We start from the raw sequence: 22,474 nt of genomic DNA, 5'->3' as shown, positions 1-22,474 counted from the left end.
GGAAGATCTGGTACGGCACGCACCGGCCGTTTCAGTGGTCCTCATGTCGATTACCAGGCAGTATGTGATCTTGTGTGGCCTATGTCTCACTCAGTGGGACATAGCGGAACTCGTGATGATCTGTCCTGATTGCCTCGCTTCCTGTCCGCCCGTATGCGCGATTTCCGGGCGGCCAATAGGAGGAAGCGATGAAGCCTCGAAACACGACGTGGTTGCGCCCGGCGGCCGGACTGCTCGTCGCCGCGGCGCTCACGGCGGCGTGCACGTCATCCCCCGCAGGCAAGAACACCGCCGCGACCGGCCAGACCACCAAGCCGTCACCCTCCACCTACCAGGTGGGAATGATCGGCGACGACTCCGGCGGCGAACCGGTGAAGGGCGGCACGCTGACGTTCGGCGCCTACGCCGAGGCCGCCGTGCTCGACCCCGCGCAGACCATCGTCGCCGGTTCCACCGGCGGCCTGGAGATGGCGGCGATCTACGACGTGCTCATGCGCTGGGACAGCACGGCCGGTGAGGTGAAGCCGCAGCTCGCGAAGGGGCTGGAGGCAGGCGACGGCTACAAGAAGTGGACGCTCACCCTGCGCGACGGCGTCACGTTCAGCGACGGCACGCCGCTGAACGCCAAGGCCGTCAAGTGGAGCCTCGACCGCTACGTCGAGAAGGGCGCGGACGAGGCACGGCTCTGGAAGGACAACGTCACGTCCGTCGAGACGCCGGACGACTCGACCGTGGTCTTCACGCTGGCGAAGAAGTGGCCCACCTTCCCGTACATGCTGACCACCGGCCCCGGCATGATCGTCGCCAAGTCGTCGGACGACGGCGGCACGTTCACGCCCGTGGGAGCCGGGGCGTTCACCTTCGGCACCTACGCGCCGCACGAGGAGACCGTGCTCAACGCGCGTGCGGACTACTGGGACGGCCGCCCGAACCTGGACAAGATCCGGGTCATCTACATGACCGACCCCAACGCCCTGCTGGACACCCTCAGATCGGGCGGGGCACAGGCCGCCTTCTTCCGTGACCCCGCACTCATCGACAAGGCGCTGGGCGACGGGTTCCACGGGTACATGAACCTGGTCGCCCTGGGCAACGTCGGCGTCATCAACGCCTCCGAGGGCCGACCGGGAGCCGACCCGCGTGTGCGCCAGGCGCTGTTCCACGCGATCAAGCCCGAGGTGATCTACCAGCGCGCCTACAACGGGGCGGGCGTCGCCAACAACGAGGTCTTCCCGGACTTCTCACGCTGGCACACCGACAACGCGTCCCTGGCGTACGACCCGGACAAGGCCAGGGAACTGCTCAAGCAGGCGAAGGCCGACGGGTTCGACGGGAAGATCACCTATCTCGGCCGCCAGGATCCCTCCGCCCGGGCCACCGCGTTGGCGATCAAGGCGATGCTGGAGAGCGTCGGCTTCCAGGTCGAGCTCGACCTGGTCCGCGCCGTCGCCGACCAGATCACCAAGGTGGCGGTCAACAAGGACTACGACGTGGCCGGATGGGGCATCAGCTGGCGCGAGGCCGGGCCGTACGGGCGGATGTTCGCGACCCTGCACAGCAAGGGCAACCTCAGCGTCGGCATGCACACCGGTCCCGAGATGGACGCGCTGATCGACGAGTTCCAGGTCGCGGAGACCGAGGACGAGCAGCGCGCGATCATGGGCCGGATCCAGAAGCAGTGGAACACGGACGTCCCCGCGCTCGTCTACGGGCCCACTCCCGAGTTCCTCGCGTGGCAGAAGAACGTCCACGGCGTCGAGGACAGCGTGAACAGCATGATCCTGCTCGACGACGCGTGGATCGCCCCGGCAGGCTGACCGGGACCCGGTCAGTAGAGCGGCCGCCCGGCCTCACGGCGGGCCCGGTGACCGGCGGGCCCGGCAGCCAGGCCGGCCGGGCGGCCCGCTCGTGACATCCCCTGCGACATCACCCTGCGACATGACCGCGACACGAGTTCGTGACGCGAGTTCGTGACGCGAGGAGGAGACGTGACGAGGAAAGGAGGGCGACCGGCATGGCACGCGGTGTGCTGAAACGGCTGGCCGAGATCGCGGCGGTCCTGTTCGTCGTCAGCGTGGGCACCTTCGCGCTGGTGGACCTGACCCCCGGAGATCCCGCGATCACCGTTCTCGGCGAAGGGCACACGCCCGCAGAGTATGCGGCGTTGCGCGAAGAGATGGGACTGAACGACCCGTTCCTGGTGAGGTACGGAAGCTGGCTGGGGTCGGCGCTCCAGGGCGACCTGGGCGCCTCCCTCATCCCTCCCAACAGCGACGTCGCCGAGCGCATCGCCGCGGCCCTCCCGGTGAGCGCGGAGGTGGCCGTCCTCGGGCTCGTCATGGCACTGGTCGTCTCGGTGCCGCTGGCGATGTGGTCGGCCTACCACGCCGACGGCAGAGTGGACCGGATCATCAGCGCCGGTACGTTCGGCGTACTCTCGGTCCCCAGCTTCCTCGCGGGCCTGCTGATCATCATGGTCTTCTCGAACCAGCTCGGCTGGTTCCCGAGAGCCGAGTGGGTACGGCTCGGCGAGGGCCTCGGCGACAACCTCTACCACGCGTTCCTGCCCGCGCTGACGATCGCGCTGGCCGAGACCGCGATGTTCACCAGGATCCTGCGCGGCGACCTGATCACCACGCTCCAGGAGGACTTCATCCTCGCGGCCAAGGCCAAGGGGATGACGGCGGCGCGCGTGCTGTTCAGCGACGCGCTCCGGCCCTCGTCCTTCTCACTGATCACACTTCTGGGCATCAGCCTGGGGCGGCTGATCGGGAGCACCGTGATCGTGGAGTACCTGTTCGCCCTTCCCGGCATGGGCACGCTGATCATCGGATCGGCGGACAAGGGCGACTTCCCCATGGTGCAGGGGGCCGTGCTGGTCATCGCGCTCATCTACGTCCTGGCGAACGCGCTGATCGACCTGTCGTACGGCTACCTCGACCCACGGATCAGGCGGGCGCATGTCTGACATCGTTGAGAGCACCGGCCCGGCGGAGGGCGGCTCCCGTCCCGGCGACGGCGCGGACCACCTGGACCATGTGCGCCCGGGAGGTGTAGCGGGCACGGGGGGCAGAGGGAGCACGGGGGGAACGGGGGGAACGGCACGCGGGCCGCGACCTCGTCACCTGTCCTGGAGCGGGCTCGGCCTCGCCGTACCGGGCATCGCCCTGACCACCGTCTCGCCGACCATGCTGCCCGCGCCCGGCTGGGTGTGCTTCCTCGCGTTCGCCGCCGGACTCGCGGTCGCGTACGCGGGTGTCGCCCGGCTCGGCCGAGGTGCCTTCGGCGGCTCCTTCGACCTCATGTTCTGGCTCTGCCTGGTGTGGCTCGTCGTGCTGGTGCTGGCGGCGCTGCTGGCTCCGGTCCTGCCCCTCGGGGAGTACCGGGACATCGCGAAGACGATCGAGGCGCCCGCGATGGCACCGCCCGCCCTGTTCTCCGAGCATCCGCTCGGGACCAACAACTTCGGGCTGGACCTGCTGGCGCGGATCGTCTACGGCGCCCGCGCGTCGCTGCTGGTCTCGATCGGCGCGGTCGCCATCGGCATGGTGGCGGGCGGCGCGATCGGCATCCTGGCCGGGTTCTTCCGGAGGCTGACGGACACCGTCGTCGGCGTGTTCACCAACTCGCTGCTCGCCGTACCGCCCCTGATCCTGCTGATCGCGCTGGGCACCGTGCTGGAGCCGAACCTGCGCAACATCGCGATCGCCCTGTCGCTGCTCGCCCTGCCCAGCATGATCCGGATGGCGCGGGCCGGCACGCTGACCTTCGCCCAGCGGGAGTTCGTGCTGGCGGCGAAGGCGATGGGCGCCTCGCGGTGGCGGGTGATGGTCCGGGAACTGCTGCCCAACGTCCTGCTGCCCCTCGCGTCGTACGGCATGGTCATCGTGTCGGTGCTGATCGTGGCCGAGGCGTCGCTGAGCTTCCTCGGCCTGGGCATCCAGCCGCCGGACCCCTCATGGGGGAACATGATCGCCGAGGGCGAGGGCAACGCCTTCCAGGACCATCCGCACATCGTGCTCGTTCCCGGCGTGACGCTCTTCCTGACCGTCTTCGCGTTCAACCTCATCGGTGAGAAGGCGAGGAAGCGGTGGGACCCCCGCCAGGCGAAGCTCTAGCAACGCGTCGCGGATCCGCGCCGAGGCGTCGCCCGGGCGGCCGCGCCAGGTCGAGAAGATCCGCCGGACACGGCCGAGGAGTGTCATGAGTCAGAGCCCCCTCCCCGCGGACACGCGGCCGCCCGCCGGTGACCCGGCGCCGCTGCTGGTCGTCGACGACCTGCGCACCGAAATCCACACCCGCCGCGGGGACATGAAGGCGGTGGACGGCGTCTCCCTCACCCTGAACGCGGGGGAGACGCTCGGCATCGTCGGTGAGTCCGGGTCGGGGAAGTCCGTGCTCGGCCGTACGATCATGGGCCTCTACACCACCGGCGCCACCATGACGGTCTCGGGCCGCGTGCTCATGGACGGCACCGACATCCACGCGCTCACGGGCGCCGGGCGTCGCGAGCTGTGGGGATCCGACGTCGGCATGGTCTTCCAGGACCCGATGAGCGCGCTCAACCCGGTCAAGAAGATCGGCCTCCACCTGACCGAGAGCCTGCGCAGGCACGGCGGGCTCTCCCGGGCCGCCGCCCGGGCCCGCGCCGAGGAGCTGCTCCGGCTGGTCGGCATTCCCGAGCCCGGACGCCGCCTCGGCCAGTACCCCCACGAGCTGTCGGGCGGCATGCGCCAGCGGGTGGTCATCGCCATGGCGCTGGCCAACGGGCCGAAGCTGCTCATCGCCGACGAGCCGACCACCGCGCTCGACGTCACCGTGCAGAAGCAGATCCTGGACCTGCTCGGCAGGCTCCAGGCCGAACTCGGCATGGCGATCATCCTGGTCAGCCACAACCTCCAGGTCGTCGCGGGCCGGGCGAACCGGGTCGCGGTGATGTACGCCGGCCGGATCGTGGAGCTCGCCGACGCGGACGTCCTGTTCGCCGCTCCACGCCACCCGTACACCGAGGCGCTGCTGTCAGCGGTCCCGCGCCTGCATCACCCGCCGCACTCCCGGCTGGAGGCGATCGACGGCTCGCCGCCGGACATGGTCGCGCCCCCGCAGGGATGCCGGTTCGCGCCGCGCTGCCGTTACGCGGCGGACGACTGCCGGCAGGTCTCCCCGCGACTGCTCCCCGAGGCCGACGGCGACGCGGCGCGCGCGTTCGCCTGCCATCACCCCGTCCGCTCCGTCAACGCAGGAGGATCATGATGGCCGGTACCGGCACCGCGCACATGCGCTCCGGCCAGGATCGTGTCCTGGTCGTCGACGACCTGGTCGTGGAGTTCCCCGCCGGACGCGGTCAGAAGGTGCACGCGGTCTCCGGGGTGAGCTTCGACCTGCTCGACGGTGAGACCCTGGGCATCCTGGGCGAGTCCGGCTGCGGCAAGTCGAGCGCCGGACGCGCCGTGATGCAGCTCCCCTCGCCGAAGTCAGGCTCGGTACGGCTGGACGGGACCGAGCTGACCGGGCTCACCCCCAGGACGCTGCGCACCCGGCGCAAGAAGATGCAGATGATCCTGCAGGACCCCGTCTCCTCCCTGAACCCGCGCCGCAGGGTCAGGGACCTCGTCGCCGAGGGCCTGTCGATCTGGGGGACCAGGCCGAGCAGGGAGCAGGTCGAGTCGGTCCTCTCCTCGGTCGGGCTGGATCCCGCCGTCGTCTGGGACCGGCGGCCGCACGAGCTCTCCGGCGGCCAGTGCCAGCGGATCTGCATCGCCCGCGCGCTCATGCTGGACCCGCGGGTGTTGATCTGCGACGAGCCCGTCTCCAGCCTCGACGTCTCCGTGCAGGCCCAGATCCTCAACCTCCTTGAGGAGACCAGGTCGCGCTACGACCTGAGCATGATCTTCATCGCGCACGACCTCGCCGTGGTGAAGAACATCAGCGACCGGATCATGGTGATGTACCTCGGCAAGGTGTGCGAGGTCACGCCGTCCGCGCGGCTGGCCGGGTCGGCCCTGCACCCCTACACCCGGTTGCTGCTCGCCTCCGTGCCCGAGGCCGACCCGACCACGGACGGTCAGGCGGCTGATGGTCGGGCGGCGGGCAGCCGATCACCGGGCGGCCTGGCGGAGCCGGGGGAGAAGTCCGTCGAACTGCCGTCTCCGCTGAACCCGCCCAGCGGCTGCCGGTTCCGTACGCGCTGCCCGCTGGCCACCGACCGCTGCGCGGCGGAGGAGCCGCTGCTGCGCGAGGTCGGCGACGGACACTATCTGGCCTGCCACAACATGGGGGACTGACAAGGGGGACATATGGCATCCCACGCCCGTCCGGATCGTCGACGCGATGCCGTCGACGGCGAAGCAAGATCTGTCATGGCTGCTGCATGAGCGCCGTACGGAAAAGGTCGGCGTGCCGGTCGATGTGGGCGGCGTCGGTGAGGTACAGCGTGTGGTGCCCCGCCGCCAGGTGCCCGGCGAACGCGGCGTTTCCGGCAGCGGCCTGGTCGCGCATATGGGCCACGAGCGCGTGCAGTCGCTCCCGGGCGATCTCGGGAAGCGCCGCGCGGTCGTCGTCGCCCAGGCCGTACGCGTCGCAGAACAGGCGGAGCCTGCGGGCCTGCTCCTCGACCGGCCGCACCGGTTCGCCGTCGCCCACGGCGGTCAGTGGCGCGAACCGGTAGGCGGCGTACGCGACGTCCCCCAGCCGTGGCCCCGGATGCGCGGTGTCGAAGTCGATGAACGCCACCGGTCGCCCATGCCGGAAGACGCAGTTGTACGGCGCGACGTCCCCGTGACAGATCACCTCGGCGGGCTCGCGTGCGGGGAAGTACCAGTCCTGATGTTCCGAAGGGCGGAAGCTCGTGGTCGCGTCGTGGTAGGCGCGCAGGAGCCGCGCCACGGCCTCAAGCGTGACGTCGGTCCAGACATGGTCGGGGAGCGGGTAGTGCGCGACCTCGCCCGGGACGAAGTCGAGAACCTCGCGGCCGCTCTCGTCCAGGCCGTGCGCTCGTGGGGCGCCGTCGAACCCAGCTTCCGCGAGGTGGCGGAGCAACGCGTGCACGCCCCGCGTCCACGGCCCGGCCGGACGCCGGACCGTCGTGCCCACCCGGACGACCTGGTTGACGCCTCCGCCGGAAAGGATCTCCTCCGCCACGCGACGGACCCTACCGCGTGGGATGAAACAGCCGTGCGGTCGCGAGAGGCGGCCCCGAAACACGCGTCGCGCCCGCTCAGCCCGCGCTGACGCCGTCGAGGATGCGCTCGAGTCCGAAGGTGAACTGCTCGGTGAAGCTCGGGTCGCGCGCCTCGACGACCCGTCTGGTGAAGTGGGGATAGGCGCCGCTCTCGACGACCTCGAGGATGTACGGCGCGACGCTCGCGTGCCACTCACCCTCGCTCTGTCCTGTACGGCGTCGCGTCTCCCGCTCGGCGAGCGAGACCCGGATCAACGGCTGACCGCACGCCGGACGGCAGCGGTCACGGAGCCGTCGGACCGGAGGGTAGGACATGCGACCGGGCAGGGGAGGGGTCGTTGAAGACGATGTGCGGCTGGTTGCGGGCCTGGTTGAGCGCCCACAGGCCCGCGGCGTCGGCGAGGGTGAACACGAGCACCACCAGGGCGGCCAGGATGAGGCGGCGCCTGCGCTCGCGGCGCCGCCACTCGTGCTGCACCCGCTGGTAGGCGTCCGGAGCCGCCCGCACGCCGCTGGCGAGCGTTTCGAAGACCTCGCGCAGCTGGTCCTCGGTGCTGGCCGGGCCGGTGGTCATCGTCGCTCCCGCATGATCTTGGTGAGGGTGGCCATGCCGCGGTTCGTATGCGCCTTGACCGCGCCACAGGAGATGCTCATGGCCGCGGCGATGTCGCTCTCCCGCAGCCCGAGCCAGTAGCGCAGGACCAGCGCCTCGCGCTGCCGTACCGAGAGTTGCCGCAGCGCGTCGATCAGCGCCTTCTGGTCGTCGCGGAGCAGGGCGACGCTCTCCGCCGACCGTTCCAGATCGGTGCTCCAATCCGCGTGCTTGCGTACGACCTGGAGATGGCGCAGCCGCATCCGGGTGAGGTTGCAGACCACCGAGCGCAGGTACGGCAGGGCGGCGTCGGCCGTGCGCAGCCGGTTCCAGCGGCGGTGCAGCTCGCAGAACGCCTCGGCGACGATGTCCTCGGCGTCGTCCGCGCCGAGCAGCACGGCCAGCCGGAGCAGGCCGGTGTAGTGCGACTCGAACAGTCGGGTCAGCGCGGCCTCGCGTTCCATGCCCGGCGGTACGGGCGCGGCCGACGGTGCCGAGGGCGGTGTCGGCGGTGCCGACGGCCGGGTCGCTGGGGTCGGTGGTGTCGCCGGCGGTGGAGTCGGCGGCGCTGCGGACAGTGGTGTCGGCGGTGGCGTCGGCGGTGGTGTCAACGGTGCTGTCATCGGGCGTGTCCCGGTCATCGGACCGTCCCCGCTTCCGGTGGCGTGCGGACCGGTTCGTCCAGCGGTGGCGGACGGGTCCCGCAGGTGCGGTTGATGAGCGGTGTGAGGGCCACGACGACGGCGAGGTTCAGCGCCAGCGCCACGACCGCGGCGTACGCCTGCACCCCTTGGCCGCCCAGACCCACGGGGACCAGCGAGGAGAAGCCGCTGTAGACGACCATGAGCGTGCCCGCGGCCATGCCGGCGCCCCACCCGACCAGCAGGGCCCTGTGGTGGAGTCGCCGGGTGAACAGCCCGATGGCGACGGCGGGGAAGGTCTGCAGGATCCAGACCCCGCCGAGCAGTTGCAGGTTGATGGCGTCCTGGTCGCGCAGCCCGAAGACGAAGACGACCGCCCCGATCTTGGTGCTGAGCGAGACCAGCTGGGCGATCCGCGTCTGATGCTTCGGCGTGGCGGTCGGATGGAAGCACTCGACATAGATGTTGCGGACGAACGTGGTGGCCACCGCGATCGACATCACCGCGGCCGGCACCAGCGCGCCGACGGCGAGGGCGCCGAAGACCAGGCCGGTCAGGGCGGCGGGCATCAGCTCCTTGACGAGCAGCGGGACGGCGGCCTCGGCGCTGCCGGACGGCGCGTGGATGCCGGCCGCGAGCGCGGCGACGCCCAGCATGGCGAACATCGCCAGCACCGCCGTCCAGGCGGGCAGCGCGATCGACGCGCGGCGCAGTGTGTCGGCGCTCGACGCGGCGAACGTCGCGGTCAGCACGTGAGGGTAGAGCAGCAGGGCCAGCGCCGAGCCCAGCGCGAGGGTGGCGTACACCGCGAACAGGTTCGGGTCGAGGCTGAGCGACGCCGCGGGCACCGCCCCCGAGGAGAGCGCGCGCTCGGCGCCGTCGAACATCGGGCCGGGCCCGCCGAGCCGGTCGAGCACGAGGAAGGACACGGCGAGGGCGGCACAGAAGATCGCCACGCCCTTCATCAGCGAGATGACCGCCGGGGCGCGCAGGCCGTGCCGGTAGGTGGCCACGGCGAGCACCGCGAACACGCCGACCAGCGCGAGATCGCCGAACACCCCGCGCGGGTAGAGCCCGCCCGCCGACAGCACCGCCCGGATGCCCACGAGCTGCAACGCGATGTAGGGCATCGTGGCCAGCACTCCCGTCACCGCGACGACGAGCGCGAGAGCCGGAGAGCCGTACCGTCCCCGGACGACGTCGGCGACGGTGATGTGCCCGTGGCGGCGTGCCTCCGACCAGAGCCGCGGCAGCAGGACGAAGGCGAGCGGGCACACGATCACGGTGTACGGCAGCGCGAAGAACCCGATCGCCCCGGTGCCGTACACCAGTCCGGGAACGGCGGCGAAGGTGTAGGCCGTGTAGATCGTCCCGCCGAGCAGGAACCAGGTCGTCGGGGTGCCGAACCGGCGATCCGCCAGCGCCCAGCTCTCCAGCGTCGGCAACTCGGGAGGGAGGCGGAACCTGCGGGCGGCGACCGCGAGCAGCGAGGTACCACCGAGCACCGCGAGGAACGTGGTCGCACTCAACGGCTCGATCATCGGCCACCGTCCATAGAAGCCCGGCAATTACCTTCATGTTGCGTGGAGTCCCCGATTGGTTGACACGAAATCTCCTCGAAAAACGGGGTAAACCAACTCGCTCGTGTCCGCAACCCTGCATCAGACCGCGGAAACTCTCCGGAGGGCACGATGGTGAAGCCGAATTGGACGGCACGGCGCGCCGCCGCCGCTGTCTGCCTGGCCATTCCCGTACTGGCGCTCCTGTGGGTGCCGTGGTATCCCCACGATGCGCCGCATTTGGCCGGAATGCGGTTCTTCTTCTGGTATCAGCTGCTCTGGGTACCGGGAAGCGTGGTGTTCATGGCCGTTGCGTACGCGCTGCGACGTGATCGTCCGCCTGACGATCATTCCGGGCGCGATGACAGCGGCCTGTAACGCACGATGAGCGTCGTTTGTAATATCCGCCTCGCGCGGCGTGGATATCGCGAACGATCGCTGGTCGTGAACGCGGCGCGCGTCACCCCGTAATGGTGGCGCGCGTCGCGGATAATGCGGCTCGGTCCCTTCCTCGGACCCTGAGCTGATCTTTCCCGGCAATCACGCGTGTTTTGTCCTGCTTGTTTTCAGGAGGATCATCCATGTCCAAAATCGGCTCGGGTGGCGCCAGAGTCACTCCCAAATCGATCCTCGTATGGGGCGCCGTCGCGGCGGTGGGCGCGGTGGCCTGGGGTGTCCTGGCCCTGTCCCGTGGTGAGAAGATCTCGGCGATCTGGCTGGTGGCCGCCGCGCTCGGCTCCTACGCGATCGCGTACCGCTTCTACTCCCGATTCATCGCCCGCCGGGTGCTCGGTGTCGACGATCGCAGGGCGACGCCGGCCGAACGACTCGACAACGGCGTCGACTTCCATCCGACCGACCGGCGCGTGCTGTTCGGCCACCACTTCGCCGCGATCGCCGGAGCCGGGCCGCTGGTCGGACCGGTCCTCGCCGCGCAGATGGGCTATCTGCCGGGCACGATCTGGATCATCGTCGGGGTCATCCTGGCCGGTGCGGTCCAGGACATGGTGACCCTGTTCTTCTCGATGCGCCGCGACGGCAAGAGCCTCGGCCAGATGGTGCGCGAGGAGATCGGCCCGGTGGGCGGGACTGCCGCGCTGGTCGCGGTGTTCGCCATCATGATCATCCTGCTCGCGGTGCTCGCGCTCGTCGTGGTGAACGCGCTCGCGCACTCGCCGTGGGGCACCTTCTCCATCGCGATGACCATCCCCATCGCCCTGTTCATGGGGGTCTACCTGCGCATGCTGCGGCCGGGTAAGGTCATGGAGGCCAGCGTCGTCGGCGTGGTGCTGCTGCTGCTGGCCATCGCGGGCGGCGGCTGGGTCCAGAACTCGGCCTGGGCCGACGCCTTCACGCTGAGCCCCCAGACCCTCGTCATCTGCCTGGTGGTCTACGGCTTCCTGGCCTCGGTGCTGCCGGTGTGGATGCTGCTGACGCCGCGCGACTACCTGTCGACGTTCATGAAGGTCGGCACGATCGGACTGCTCGCCGTCGGCGTGGTCGTCGCGGCGCCGCACCTGCAGAACGAGGCGATCACCAAGTTCGCGCTCAGCGGCACCGGGCCGGTCTTCGCCGGGTCGCTGTTCCCGTTCCTGTTCATCACCATCACCTGCGGCGCGATGTCGGGCTTCCACTCGCTCATCGCCTCCGGCACCACGCCGAAGATGCTCCAGAAGGAGTCGCAGGTCCGGCTGATCGGCTACGGAGCGATGCTCATGGAGTCGTTCGTCGCCATCATGGCGCTGATCGCCGCGAGCGCGCTCGAACCCGGCCTCTACTACGCGATGAACGCGCCCGTCGCCCTGCTCGGCACCACTCCCGAGAGCGCGGCGGCCGCCGTCACGAAGCTGGGCTTCGTCATCACCCCGGACGACCTGCGCGCCGCCGCGGCGGCGGTCCAGGAGCAGACCGTGATCGCCCGCACCGGCGGTGCCCCCACCCTTGCCGTCGGCATCTCTGAGATCCTGTCCGGGATCTTCGGCGGCGCCGCGTTCAAGGCGTTCTGGTACCACTTCGCGATCATGTTCGAGGCGCTGTTCATCCTGACCACCGTGGACGCCGGCACCCGCGTCGCCCGCTTCATGCTTCAAGACTCCCTTGGCAACCTGTGGAAGCCGATCGGGCGGGTGAGCTGGAAGCCCGGCCTGTGGGGCACCAGCGCCGCGGTCGTGCTGGCCTGGGGCTACTTCCTCTACACCGGCGTCACCAACCCGCTGGGCGGCATCAACCAGCTCTACCCGCTGTTCGGCCTCTCCAACCAGCTCCTGATCGCCGTCGCGCTGACCCTGGCCACCACGATCCTGGTCAAGTCGGGCAAGCTGCGGTGGGCGTGGGTCCCCGGCATGCCGCTGCTGTGGGTCGTCGCGGTGACGATGACCGCGAGCTGGCAGAAGGTCTTCCACGACGACCCCAAGATCGGCTTCTTCGCCCAGCGGGAGAAGTACGCCGACGCGCTGGCGGCGGGCAAGGTGCTCGCACCGGCGAAGAACCTCGACCAGATGCACACCGTCGTCGTGAACTCCACCGTCGACGGCGTGCTCGCGGCGATGTTCGCGGCGCTCGTCCTCCTGGTCATCGGTAACGCCGCGGTCGTCTGCCTGCGGGCGATACGCTCCCGTGAGCCGCTGCCGATCGCCGAGGCGCCGTACGTCGAGTCCGTCATCGTCGCGCCGTCCGGACTGTTCTCCTCCGCCGCCGAGCGTCGCGAGCTCGCGTACGCCGGAGTCGGCGCCACGGCCGCCGGTGGGTCGGGCGCCGGTCACGCGGGCGCCGGTCATGCGGGCACTGGTCACGCGGGCGCCGGTCACGCGGGCGCCGGTCACGCGGGCGCCGGTCACGCGGGCGACGCCGGTACGGGAGGAGACGGCGCGGACGCGGGTACCAGGGAGGCGGAGACGCCGTGACCCCGCGATCCCTGCTGCGCTTCGCGCGGTGGTACGTCCGCGAGATCACCGGGGTGACCGAGTACGACCGGTACCTCGACTGGCACCGCGCCCACCCGCACATGCCGTTGCTTTCCAGGCGGGAGTACGAGCGGATGCGCATCGACCGGCGGGACGCCGACCCCGGCGCCAGGTGCTGCTGAGAGATCCGCCGGCACACGAAACCACGCGAAACTACGCGAAACCGCACGAGACCGCACCGACAGCCATCCACACTGGCCATCCACACTGGCCATCCACACGGGCCATCCACACAGCCGACACGGCCCACCGACACCGAGAACCCACCGACACGGCCCACTGAGAAGGCCCGTCCACACGGACCACCGACACCGACAACCCACAACCCACGGCCGTCCACAGGCCTACCGACACCGGCAGTCCACACCCACACCCACACCCACAGGGTCCGCTGACAGCCCATCCACACACCCCACCCACCGACGCGTCTCCCGCGATCGGTCGACCGGCCACCGTCCGACCGGCCGTCCCACCGGCGGCCGGTCGGGCGCCGCCGTCTGTCAGACCGGCCGTGCGGGGGACGCGTCGTCCCCCTACCGCCGATCCCTACCGCCAGACCGCCAGACCGCCCTGCCGCCCGGCCTGACCGGTTCACCGACCCACCGGTCCACCGACCCACCGGTCCACCGGTCCACCGGTCCACGGAAGGAGCGCCCGGACCGTGGACGAAACCGCGGATGGAACACCGAGGAGAACGACGTGACAGACCCACCGTTACCGCAGGTCCGGACACCCCGGCCGCGCAGTCCGGGCCCCTGGGCTCGCCTGGGCGCCACGGCGCTGCTGGCGGCACCCTTCCCTGCCCTGCTGTGGGTCGGGGGATACGCGCGTACGGGCCCGTGGTTGCTCGGTTTCCCGTATTTCTACTGGTATCAGCTGCTGTGGGTGTTCCTGTCCTCCGGCATGACCTGGTGCGCCTATCTCCTCATGACCCGTACGGGTCGCTCGCCGGACCACACGCCCGGCGCGTACGGCGGGCCCGATGAGGACCGAAGGTATGGCGGATACGGCACGTCCAGCGGGCGGAGTCGGAACCCCGAGGACCGCGGATACGGCGGATACGGCGGATACGCCGGTCGCGACGGTCGCGCCGGTCGCGGCGATTTCGGGGAGTACGGGGAGTACGGGGAGTACGGGTTCGGGGACCACGGCGAGCACCGCGAGAGGTTCCGATGAATCTGGACACCGTTGACTGGACCGCACTGACGATCCTGGTGATCTTCTTCTTGGTGGTGACCGTCATGGGATTCACCGCCGTACAGGGGCGCCGGGGACGGCACACGGCGGGACCGATGCACACGCTGGACGAGTGGGGGTTGGGGGACCGGGGCTTCGGCACCCTGTCGTCCTGGTTCCTCCTGGGCGGCACCATCTACACCGCGTACACGTTCATCGCCATACCTGCGGCGATGTTCTCGACGGGCGCGGTGAGCGGGTTCTTCGCCGTGCCCTACACCATCCTCACGTATCCGCTGATGTTCATCGTGATGCCGCGTCTGTGGTCGGTGGCCCACCGCCGCGGATACGTCACGCCCGCGGACTTCGTACGCGGGCGCTACCAGAGCAGGAGCCTCGCGCTGGCGGTGGCCGTGACCGGACTCATGGCCACCCTGCCCTACATCGCGTTGCAGCTCGTGGGCATCCAGGCGGTGTTCGAGGTCATCGGCCTCGGAAGCAGCAACGCATTCGTCAACGACCTGCCGCTCGCCGCCTCCTTCACCGTGCTGGCCGCCTTCACGTACTTCAGCGGCCTGCGGGCGCCCGCGCTCATCGCGGTGCTCAAGGGCGTGCTGCTGTGCCTGGTGGTCTTCGTGGCGTTCGCCTACCTGCCCCACAAGCTCGGTGGATTCGAGGCGATCTTCACCTCGGCCGGTGAGAAGATGGCGGCGGTCGATCCGCGGACCGGTCAGGCCGCCGGCGTCTTCGTTCCCGGCGAGACCGGTTTCTGGGCGTACGCCACGCTGGCCCTCGGGTCGGCGATGGCGCTGGTGGTCTACCCGCACACGGTCACCGCGGCGCTGGCCACGCGAAGCCGCGACGTCATGCGCCGCAACGCGGCCCTGCTGCCCGTCTTCACGCTGGTCCTCGGGCTGTTCGCGCTGCTCGGGTTCTTCGCGGTGGCGGCGCGTGTCCGGCCCACGGGGCTGGACGGCCTGCCCAACCCCCAGCTGGTGGTGCCGGAGCTGTTCGCGACCCAGTTCCCGAGCTGGTTCGGCGGCGTCGCGATGGCGACCATCGCCATCAGCGCCCTCGTGCCCGCCGCGATCATGTCGATCGCCGCCGCGAACCTGGTGAGCCGCAACATCTACCGCGAGCTGGTCAACCCGGACGCGACCGCCCGCCAGGAGGTACGGGTCTCCAAGGCCGCGTCGTTCCTCGTCAAGTTCGGTGCGCTCGCCTTCGTCCTGTTCCTCGACAGGAGGTTCGCGCTGGACTTCCAGCTCCTCGGCGGGATCTGGATCCTGCAGACCTTCCCCGCGATCGTCTTCGGGCTGTACACCCGCTGGTTCCACCCGGCGGCGCTGCTGGCCGGCTGGGCCGCGGGCATGGTCTACGGCACTCTCACGGCGTACGACATCGTCAGCCCGCGGACAGGGAAGCACTTCGGCGGCTCGCTGGCCGAGATCCCGTTGCTGGGCGACGGGCGCCTGGGCTACATCGCGCTCACCGCCTGCGCGTTGAACGCGGTCGTCAGCGTGGCCGTCACCATCCTGCTGCGTGCGGCCGGGCTGTCCAACGGGCGCGACGGGACGGCCACCGGTGACTACCACGCCGACGCCGGCGACCCGCATGTCGAGCCCATCAGGGAGCTCACCCGCTGAGGCCCGCCGGCGCGGGGGGAGTGGATCGTCAGTCCGGCCTGCGCCTGCGGTAGGCGCGTTGCCGGCAGGCGTGGGAGCAGTAGACGCGGGGGCGGCCCGACGTCGTCGACTCCAGCGGCCCGCCGCACACTTCGCAACTTTCGTCACTGCTTTCGTCACGCTGGCCGATGAGAACCTGGACGCCGTCCAGCAGGCGGCGCAGGCCGAACTCGAAGGGGTCCTCCGGAGCGTCCCAGCCGCCCGCCTCCCAGAGGGCGGAGATAGTGGGGTAACGGTCGAGGCGGTCGTAGAGCGTGTCGCGGGCGCCCCACCAGTCCGCTTCGGACATGCCGCTGCGCCGCTCCTCGTGCCTGATCTCCAGCAGACGCAGGGCCTCGGCGTCGACGAAGCGGCCGACCATGCCGACGACGGCGAGCATCTCGGCGGGCGTGAGCGCGGTGCCGGTGAGGGTGCTCAGCATGTAGTCGTAGTGAGCCACGGCGTTCGGGCCCGGGAGGTGACGGGTGCCGCGCACCTCGGCCAGCCACGGGTGCCGTCCGCGGATGCGCCACGCCTGTCGGGCGGCCGTCTCCAGCCGCGCGCGCCACCCCTCCTCGTCCGCGATGTCGTCGGGGTGCTCGCCCAGGACCGCGTCCACCATCAGATCGACGAGTTGGTCCCGGCCCGGCACGTGCCGGTAGAGGGACATGGTCGTGAAGCCGAGCCGGTCGGCGACCTTGCGCATCGACAGACCCGCCAGGCCCTCGGCGTCGGCCAGCTCGACGGCGGCCCGCACGATCCCGTCCAGGCTCAGTCCGGGCCGTGACTCGCGCTCCCGCGCTCGCCACAGCAGTTCCAGCGCGTGGTCCGGATCTCCGGCTCTGCCGTTCGCCATGGGCCTCCTCCTTGTTTATGGTGTACTACTACGTGTACGCCATAAACAGCAAAGGCGGTCTGATGTTCCAGTTCCATGTCGCCCCCTCCGGCGACGACAGCTCGCCGGGCTCGGCCGAGCGTCCTTTCGCCACGCTCGAACGCGCCCGGTCCGCGGCCCGCGAGGCGTCCGGGGACGTCGTGGTGCATCTCAGGGCGGGCACGCACGTGTTGTCCGGGCCGCTGGAGCTCACCGAGGCCGACTCCGGGGTGGTTTACCAGGCGTACGGCTTCGGCACCTCCGATCAGGAGGAGGCCGTGGTGAGCGGCGGCCGTCGCGTCGAGGGGTGGCGGGAGCGGGACGGCGTCTGGACCGCCGACGTCGGCGACCTTGACTTCCGCCAGCTCTACGTGGACGGCCGCCGGGCATCCCGCGCCGGCATCCCGGGTCTGCCCGGTGCCGCGACCCCAACCGTCACGGGTTACGTCACGGACAGCGCGGACCCGCGCGGGTGGCGGAGCCCGGGCGACGTCGAGTTCGTCTACCGGGGCGTCTACCCGTGGACCGAGGCCCGCTGCGGAGTGGCCGGCGTCTCGGCTGACCGCGACACCACGGTGATCACCATGGCCCAGCCGGCGTTCGCCTGGGCCGCCGAGCTGTACAACTCCGTCTGGGACGGGCGGACGTCCAGCGGGCCCGGCCTTCCTACGCGGATCGAGAACGACGCCTCCTTCCTCCGGGAGCCGGGCACGTTCGTGCTGGACCGCTCGCGCCCTGGGCGGCACGTCCTGCGCTACCTGCCCCTGCCGGGAGAGGACCCCGAACGCGCCGAGGTGGTCGCGCCGGTTCTGGAGACCCTCGTCAGGGCCGCGGGAACGCGGAACGTGTCGTTCCGGGGACTGGTCTTCGCCGACGCCACCTGGCTGCGGCCCAGCCGGCCCGAGGGCTTCGTGCACTATCACGGCAGCGGCTACTACGAGGGCGGCGGTGTCGAGACGGCCGTCTTCGGGGAGGGCGCTTCGGTGACGTACCCGGTCGCGTCGGCGTCGATCCCGGCGTGCGTGACGTTGAAGGATGTGGCAGGGGTGGCGTTCGAGAACTGCAGGTTCACCCGGCTCGGGGCGTCCGGGCTCGGCATATCCGGCGGCTCCGAGGTCTCGGTCAGGGGCTGCGACCTCGACACGTTGTCGGGCGGCGGCGTCTCGGTGTCGGGCGGCCGGGACGTCACGATCGAGGACACCTGGGTGCATCATGTCGGGCTCGAATACAGCGGGTCGCCGGGCATTTCGGTGTCGGGCGCGCGGAGGTGCACGATCGCGCGGAACGAGATCGCGGACGTGCCCCACTGCGGCATCGTGCTCGGGCCGGGGGAGGGGGCGCGGGTCCTGCGCAACCTCACCGTGGACACCATGGGAGTGCTCGCCGACGGGGGCGGAATCTACCTGTCCTCGGCGCAGGGGTCCTCGCCGGATGACGGGGCGCTGGTGCGGGGCAACGTCATCGAGGACACGCGCACGCGGTACAACTTCGGGCTCTACACCGACTACGGGGCCTCGTGGGTGACCCTGGAGGGCAACGTCGTGGCGCGGGCGGACAGCACGGCCATCCTGACCGTGGCGCCGCCGCTGGAGAACGTGGTCTACCGGGGGAACTTCTGGGACGCCGATCCGGTGGGGCACGACAGCCCGCCCGCCGGGGTGACGTACGAGGGAAACGTGACGATCGGCGACGAACGGGAGCTGAACGCCGCCACCGCGGCCATCCGCTCCCGGGCCGGGCTCCTCCGCCCGCGGCCCGGGTCGCGTTCCAGCGGGTCGTGATCTGGGTTCGTGCCCAGGTCGCCGTGAAATGCCTGGCCAGGTGGCATGACAGGCCGCTACGGAGTGTCCGACGGCGATCGCCTCTCGCGAGCACGGGCCCGGACGGTCGTCTCCGGCCGCCACGGAGTGTCCGGCCAGGACCGCTCGTCGGGAGCACGGCCCGGGCGGCCGTCTCCGGTCACGGCGCGAGTGCGGCGAAGCGGTCGGTCGCGGCGACGAGAGCGTCCCTGACACCGGAGTGGCCGGCGCCGTGCGCCGCGTCGTCCACGAGGACGAGCGTCGCGTCGGGCCAGGCGCGGGCGAGTCGCCAGGCGATGTCGGGCGGTCCGCTGATGTCGAGGCGGCCGTGAACCAGGACCCCCGGGATGCCGGCCAGCCGGTCCGCGTCCCGGAGGAGGGCGCCCTCCTCCAGCCACGCGGTGTTCGACCAGTAATGCGTGACCAGCCGGGCGAAGGTCATCCGGAACGCCGGGTCCTCATAGCGCGGGTCGGGCCGGTGATCTCTCACGGTGGCGACGTGGGTGTCCTCCCACGCGCACCAGTCCCTGGCCGCCTTCTCGCGTACGGCGGGGTCGGGGTCGTGCAGCAGCCTGCTGTACGCCCCGGCGAGGTCGCCGTCACGCTCGCCCTCCGGGGCGCCGTCACGGAAGCGTGCCCACTCCTCGGGGAAGACCCGGCCCATGTCGCGGGTCACCCACTCGACCTCTCGGCGCGAGGTCGTGACGACGCTGAACAGGATCATCTCCGAGACACGTTCGGGGTGCGTCTCGGCGTACGCCAGCCCGAGCGTCGAGCCCCACGAGCCGCCGAAGACCAGCCAGCGGTCGATCGCCAGGTGCGCGCGCAGCCGTTCGACGTCGGCCAGTAGATGCGCGGTCGTGTTGGCGGACAGGTCGGTGTCCGGGGCGTCGGCGCGCGGCGTGCTGCGCCCGCAGCCGCGCTGGTCGAACAGCACGATCCGGTACGCCTCCGGATCGAAGTAGCGCCGCCACCCCGGGGCGCACCCGGACCCGGGCCCGCCGTGCAGCACGACGGCGGGCTTCCCCTCGGGGTTGCCGCAGGTCTCCCAGTGGACGAGGTGACCGTCGCCCACGTCGAGCATGCCGCTGTCGTACGGCTCGATCTGGGGATAGAGGCTCATGCGATCTCCTTCCGCAAAGTTATGACAGCGCTGTTACATTAGCGGCCATGGAGAGCATGCCGGAGCGCGCGGCCGTCGGGACGTTGCTGCGTCACGTACTGGAACTGCTCGACGGCGACGTGGCCAAGGTGTACGACGAGCTGGGCCTGCCCGGCTACCGGCCCCGCTTCTCGCCGTACGTGCGGGCGCTGGTGGCGGACGGCCCGGCGTCGATCCGCGAGCTGGCCGGGAAGGTCGGGGTCACGCACTCGGCCGCCAGTCAGACCGTGGCTCAGATGACCCGCTCCGGCCTGGTGGCCGTCGACCCCGGTGCGGACGCCCGGCGGCGGATCGTGCGCCTCACCTCCAGGGCCCGCGAGTCGCTGCCGGTGATCGAGGCGGAGTGGGCGGCGACCGAGGCCGCCGCCAGGGGGCTGGACGCCGAGTTGCCGATGCCCCTCGCCGACCTGCTGACGCAGACCGTGCTGGCGCTGCGGCGCAAGCCCTTCCGGCAGCGCATCGCCGAGTCCGGACTGGACGTGACCCCGGGGGAGTAGGGGATCAGGCGAAGCCGGCGAGCTTGTAGAGGACCAGCGAACCCGCGACCGCGACGTTGAGGCTGGCCCCGGTGCCGATCATCGGGATCTCCACGACGGCGTCGAGGAGGTCGAGCGCTTCGGGCGGGATGCCGTCGCGCTCGTGGCCCAGGACCGCGACGGTCGGACGGCGGGCCATCGGCAGGTCGGCCAGCCGTACCGCGTTCTCGGCGAGCTCCACGCCCAGAACCCGGGTCCCGGCCGCCCTCTGCTGGGCGAGCCATCTCAGCGGCCCGCGCACCCAGTGCACGCAGGCCGGACGGCGAAGCGTGTTCCCGCGGTCGAGCGCCTCGGGCACCCACGGCAACCGGGGTACGGCCAGGCAGGCCCCGGCGGCGTCGCACGTGCGGAGCAGCGTTCCGAGGTTGGCTCCGTGCATGGGCCACAACGGCGCGACGCACAGATGGCCGAGACAGCGCTGGGGGCGCCGGCGGCGCTGGGTTCGCAGATCTTCGCGGGTCCTGACGCGTATCGCGGGACCGCTGACGACCGGGCTCATGACAGGGCGCGGAAGGCTCCCGCGAGGAGAGGAATGTTCATCGTGACGGGCGCTTTCAGCGGCGCGCCCAGACCATCGACGAGATCAGGGGTGTGGTCCGACTATAGACCGAAGATCCACACTTGGCCACGCCCACGCCCACGCCCACGCCCACGCGCAGGCCACACGGTCACGGTCATGGGCACGGTCACGGTCAGGGGCACGGTCATGGGCGCAGCGCGGCGTCGGACCGCGTACGGCCGGCTGGCGCCGTCGGCATCCGGCATCGACATCGGCGTGGCGAGCGACGGGTGGAACCCGGTCGCCCGGTCGCCACCGATGGAAACTTTCAGACCCCCGAGCCGTGAATTCGCCTCGCGCACCAGCTCAGCTTCATGGGATTGAAGACGGTTCGGCCACGCACCTTGTGCTGCGAAATATTTCGGATAACCATCCGGAATGTTTCATATCTGCGCACTCCTCCACGCGAACGCACCCCCTAGTCAGGAAGGACAGCGGATGAGGGTGAAAGCTCGGGCGTTGGGCGCGGTGATCGCAACCGTGCTGCTCATGCTCACGGGCCTGGTCATGGCCGTACCGGCCTCCTCGGCGTCGCTCACCGAAGTGACCGGCTTCGGCACCAACCCCACCAACCTGCGGATGCACCTGTACGTACCGGACCGCCTCCCCGCGCGTCCGGCGATCCTGGTCGCGGTGCACTACTGCACCGGCTCCGGCCCGGCCTTCTACTCCGGCACCCAGTTCGCCTCACTGGCGGACCAGTACGGATTCATCGTGATCTATCCGTCGGCGACCAGGAGTGGTTCCTGCTTCGACGTCTCCTCCTCGCAGGCGTTGCGCCACGACGGCGGCAGCGACCCGGTGGGGATCGTGTCCATGGTCAGGTACGTCCAGCAGCGCTACACCACCGACACGTCCCGGGTCTACGTCACCGGGGCGTCCTCCGGAGCGATGATGACCAACGTCCTCCTGGGCGGCTACCCCGACGTGTTCAAGGCGGGGGCGGCGTTCATGGGCGTGCCGTTCGGCTGCTTCGCCACGACCGACGGCTCCAGCTGGAACAGCACCTGCGCCAACGGCAACCTGATCAAGACCCCGCAGGAGTGGGGTGACCTGGTGCGGGCCGCGTACCCCGGCTACAGCGGGGCCCGGCCGCGCATGCAGGTCTGGCACGGCACCGAGGACTCGACGCTGCGCTATCCCAACCTCCAGGAGGAGATCAAGCAGTGGACCAACGTCCACGGGCTCAGTCAGACGCCGACCTTCACCGACCAGCCGCAGTCGAACTGGACGCGTACGCGGTACGGAAGCAGTGGGGTGAACGCCCCCGTCGAGGCGATCAGCGTCCAGGGCGTGGGGCACAGCCTGCCCACCAGCGGTATGGAACTGGCCGCCATCCGGTTCCTCGGCCTGGACACCACCAGTGCGTCACCCAGCCCTTCTGCGAGCCCCTCGGCGAGTCCGTCACCCTCGCCCAGCCCCTCGGCGTCGCCGACCGGGTCCGGCCCGTGCCGGGTCACCTACACGATGAACAGCTGGAACACCGGCTTCACCGCGTCCGTCACCATCGCCAACACCGGAAGTTCGGCGATCAACGGGTGGGGCCTGTCGTTCACGCTGCCCGGCGGGCAGAGTGTCACCTCCGCGTGGAACACCACGGTGTCACCCTCCAGCGGCCAGGTCACCGCCAGGAACCTCTCCTACAACGCGAGCATCCCGCCGGGCGGCTCGACCGAGTTCGGCTTCCAGGCCACCCACACCGGCGATACCGGTAAGCCGACCTCGTTCACGCTCAACTCCACGACCTGCGTCACCGGCTGACCCGCCCC

The 22,474-nt window shown here is 70.4% G+C and carries 21 protein-coding genes; 13 read left to right on the top strand and 8 right to left on the bottom strand.

Going from position 1 to position 22,474, the window contains the following annotated elements; all coding sequences use genetic code 11:
• Positions 1-188: 188 nt before the first annotated feature.
• From IMZ11_RS09595 to IMZ11_RS09575, 5 genes are all read left to right on the top strand, one after another.
• Complete coding sequence (locus IMZ11_RS09595; RefSeq protein WP_228639724.1) at positions 189-1,817, top strand: ABC transporter substrate-binding protein; 1,629 nt, start codon at positions 189-191, stop codon at positions 1,815-1,817.
• Between the two features lie 197 nt (positions 1,818-2,014).
• A complete protein-coding gene (locus tag IMZ11_RS09590) occupies positions 2,015-2,968 on the top strand; it encodes an ABC transporter permease (protein ID WP_228639722.1) in 954 nt (317 codons plus the stop codon).
• Positions 2,961-4,118 (top strand): ABC transporter permease, encoded by a 1,158-nt coding sequence (locus tag IMZ11_RS09585; RefSeq protein ID WP_228639720.1) that lies wholly within the window; start codon positions 2,961-2,963, stop codon positions 4,116-4,118. The genes IMZ11_RS09590 and IMZ11_RS09585 overlap by 8 nt, the downstream gene beginning before the upstream one ends.
• Before the next feature lie 85 nt (positions 4,119-4,203).
• Entirely contained in the window at positions 4,204-5,253 is a 1,050-nt protein-coding gene (locus IMZ11_RS09580; RefSeq protein WP_228639717.1) for an ABC transporter ATP-binding protein, read from the top strand.
• A complete protein-coding gene (locus IMZ11_RS09575; protein ID WP_228639715.1) occupies positions 5,250-6,284 on the top strand; it encodes an ABC transporter ATP-binding protein in 1,035 nt (344 codons plus the stop codon). Before IMZ11_RS09580 ends, IMZ11_RS09575 begins: the two co-directional genes overlap by 4 nt.
• 73 nt (positions 6,285-6,357) lie before the next feature.
• Here IMZ11_RS09575 and IMZ11_RS09570 read toward each other — a convergent pair whose 3' ends face one another.
• The 5 genes from IMZ11_RS09570 to IMZ11_RS09550 all read right to left on the bottom strand — a co-directional run bounded on the left by IMZ11_RS09570 (position 6,358) and on the right by IMZ11_RS09550 (position 9,954).
• Entirely contained in the window at positions 6,358-7,140 is a 783-nt protein-coding gene (locus IMZ11_RS09570) for a phosphotransferase enzyme family protein (RefSeq protein ID WP_228639712.1), read from the bottom strand.
• Between the two features lie 76 nt (positions 7,141-7,216).
• On the bottom strand, positions 7,217-7,435 hold the full coding sequence (locus IMZ11_RS09565) for a TetR/AcrR family transcriptional regulator C-terminal domain-containing protein (RefSeq protein WP_228639710.1): 219 nt from the start codon (positions 7,433-7,435) through the stop codon (positions 7,217-7,219).
• Between the two features lie 28 nt (positions 7,436-7,463).
• Positions 7,464-7,754 carry a hypothetical protein gene (locus IMZ11_RS09560; protein WP_228639708.1) on the bottom strand — a complete coding sequence of 97 codons (291 nt, stop codon included), beginning with the start codon at positions 7,752-7,754 and terminating at the stop codon, positions 7,464-7,466.
• Positions 7,751-8,236 carry a sigma-70 family RNA polymerase sigma factor gene (locus tag IMZ11_RS09555; RefSeq protein ID WP_228639706.1) on the bottom strand — a complete coding sequence of 162 codons (486 nt, stop codon included), beginning with the start codon at positions 8,234-8,236 and terminating at the stop codon, positions 7,751-7,753. The genes IMZ11_RS09560 and IMZ11_RS09555 overlap by 4 nt, the downstream gene beginning before the upstream one ends.
• Before the next feature lie 173 nt (positions 8,237-8,409).
• Positions 8,410-9,954, bottom strand: a complete 1,545-nt coding sequence (locus IMZ11_RS09550; RefSeq protein WP_228639704.1) for a sodium:solute symporter — start codon at positions 9,952-9,954, stop codon at positions 8,410-8,412.
• 150 nt (positions 9,955-10,104) lie between these two features.
• On the opposite strand from IMZ11_RS09550, the gene IMZ11_RS09545 reads away from it, so the two are divergent.
• The 5 genes from IMZ11_RS09545 to mctP all read left to right on the top strand — a co-directional run bounded on the left by IMZ11_RS09545 (position 10,105) and on the right by mctP (position 15,757).
• Positions 10,105-10,350 carry a DUF3311 domain-containing protein gene (locus IMZ11_RS09545; protein WP_228639702.1) on the top strand — a complete coding sequence of 82 codons (246 nt, stop codon included), beginning with the start codon at positions 10,105-10,107 and terminating at the stop codon, positions 10,348-10,350.
• A 203-nt stretch (positions 10,351-10,553) separates the two neighbouring features.
• The gene (locus tag IMZ11_RS09540) at positions 10,554-12,875 is read left to right on the top strand and encodes a carbon starvation CstA family protein (RefSeq protein WP_305075864.1); all 2,322 of its coding nucleotides are present in this window, start codon (positions 10,554-10,556) and stop codon (positions 12,873-12,875) included.
• On the top strand, positions 12,872-13,057 hold the full coding sequence (locus IMZ11_RS09535; RefSeq protein WP_061259642.1) for a YbdD/YjiX family protein: 186 nt from the start codon (positions 12,872-12,874) through the stop codon (positions 13,055-13,057). Before IMZ11_RS09540 ends, IMZ11_RS09535 begins: the two co-directional genes overlap by 4 nt.
• Positions 13,058-13,634: 577 nt before the next feature.
• Complete coding sequence (locus IMZ11_RS09530) at positions 13,635-14,111, top strand: DUF3311 domain-containing protein (RefSeq protein WP_228639700.1); 477 nt, start codon at positions 13,635-13,637, stop codon at positions 14,109-14,111.
• Positions 14,108-15,757, top strand: coding sequence for a monocarboxylate uptake permease MctP (gene mctP, locus IMZ11_RS09525; protein ID WP_228639698.1), 1,650 nt, complete (start codon positions 14,108-14,110; stop codon positions 15,755-15,757). The genes IMZ11_RS09530 and mctP overlap by 4 nt, the downstream gene beginning before the upstream one ends.
• Before the next feature lie 28 nt (positions 15,758-15,785).
• Here the strand turns inward: mctP and IMZ11_RS09520 are convergent, their stop codons facing one another.
• Positions 15,786-16,631: a TetR/AcrR family transcriptional regulator gene (locus IMZ11_RS09520; RefSeq protein WP_228639696.1), complete on the bottom strand. Its 846-nt coding sequence runs from the start codon at positions 16,629-16,631 to the stop codon at positions 15,786-15,788.
• A 62-nt stretch (positions 16,632-16,693) separates the two neighbouring features.
• Between IMZ11_RS09520 and IMZ11_RS09515 the strand changes: the two genes are divergently transcribed.
• Positions 16,694-18,430, top strand: a complete 1,737-nt coding sequence (locus tag IMZ11_RS09515; RefSeq protein ID WP_228639694.1) for a right-handed parallel beta-helix repeat-containing protein — start codon at positions 16,694-16,696, stop codon at positions 18,428-18,430.
• A gap of 178 nt (positions 18,431-18,608) precedes the next feature.
• Here IMZ11_RS09515 and pip read toward each other — a convergent pair whose 3' ends face one another.
• On the bottom strand, positions 18,609-19,571 hold the full coding sequence (pip, locus tag IMZ11_RS09510; RefSeq protein ID WP_228639692.1) for a prolyl aminopeptidase: 963 nt from the start codon (positions 19,569-19,571) through the stop codon (positions 18,609-18,611).
• 47 nt (positions 19,572-19,618) lie between these two features.
• Between pip and IMZ11_RS09505 the strand changes: the two genes are divergently transcribed.
• A complete protein-coding gene (locus IMZ11_RS09505) occupies positions 19,619-20,107 on the top strand; it encodes a MarR family winged helix-turn-helix transcriptional regulator (protein ID WP_228639690.1) in 489 nt (162 codons plus the stop codon).
• Positions 20,108-20,111: 4 nt separating this feature from the next.
• Here the strand turns inward: IMZ11_RS09505 and IMZ11_RS09500 are convergent, their stop codons facing one another.
• Positions 20,112-20,525 carry a TrmH family RNA methyltransferase gene (locus IMZ11_RS09500; protein ID WP_228639688.1) on the bottom strand — a complete coding sequence of 138 codons (414 nt, stop codon included), beginning with the start codon at positions 20,523-20,525 and terminating at the stop codon, positions 20,112-20,114.
• Between the two features lie 618 nt (positions 20,526-21,143).
• On the opposite strand from IMZ11_RS09500, the gene IMZ11_RS09495 reads away from it, so the two are divergent.
• Positions 21,144-22,466 (top strand): PHB depolymerase family esterase, encoded by a 1,323-nt coding sequence (locus tag IMZ11_RS09495; RefSeq protein ID WP_228639686.1) that lies wholly within the window; start codon positions 21,144-21,146, stop codon positions 22,464-22,466.
• The last annotated feature ends 8 nt before the right edge of the window (positions 22,467-22,474 follow it).

It is taken from the genome of Microtetraspora sp. AC03309 (assembly GCF_020826795.1).
Lineage (GTDB): Bacteria > Actinomycetota > Actinomycetes > Streptosporangiales > Streptosporangiaceae > Microtetraspora > Microtetraspora glauca.
This window is presented reverse-complemented; position numbering and strand designations above follow the sequence as displayed.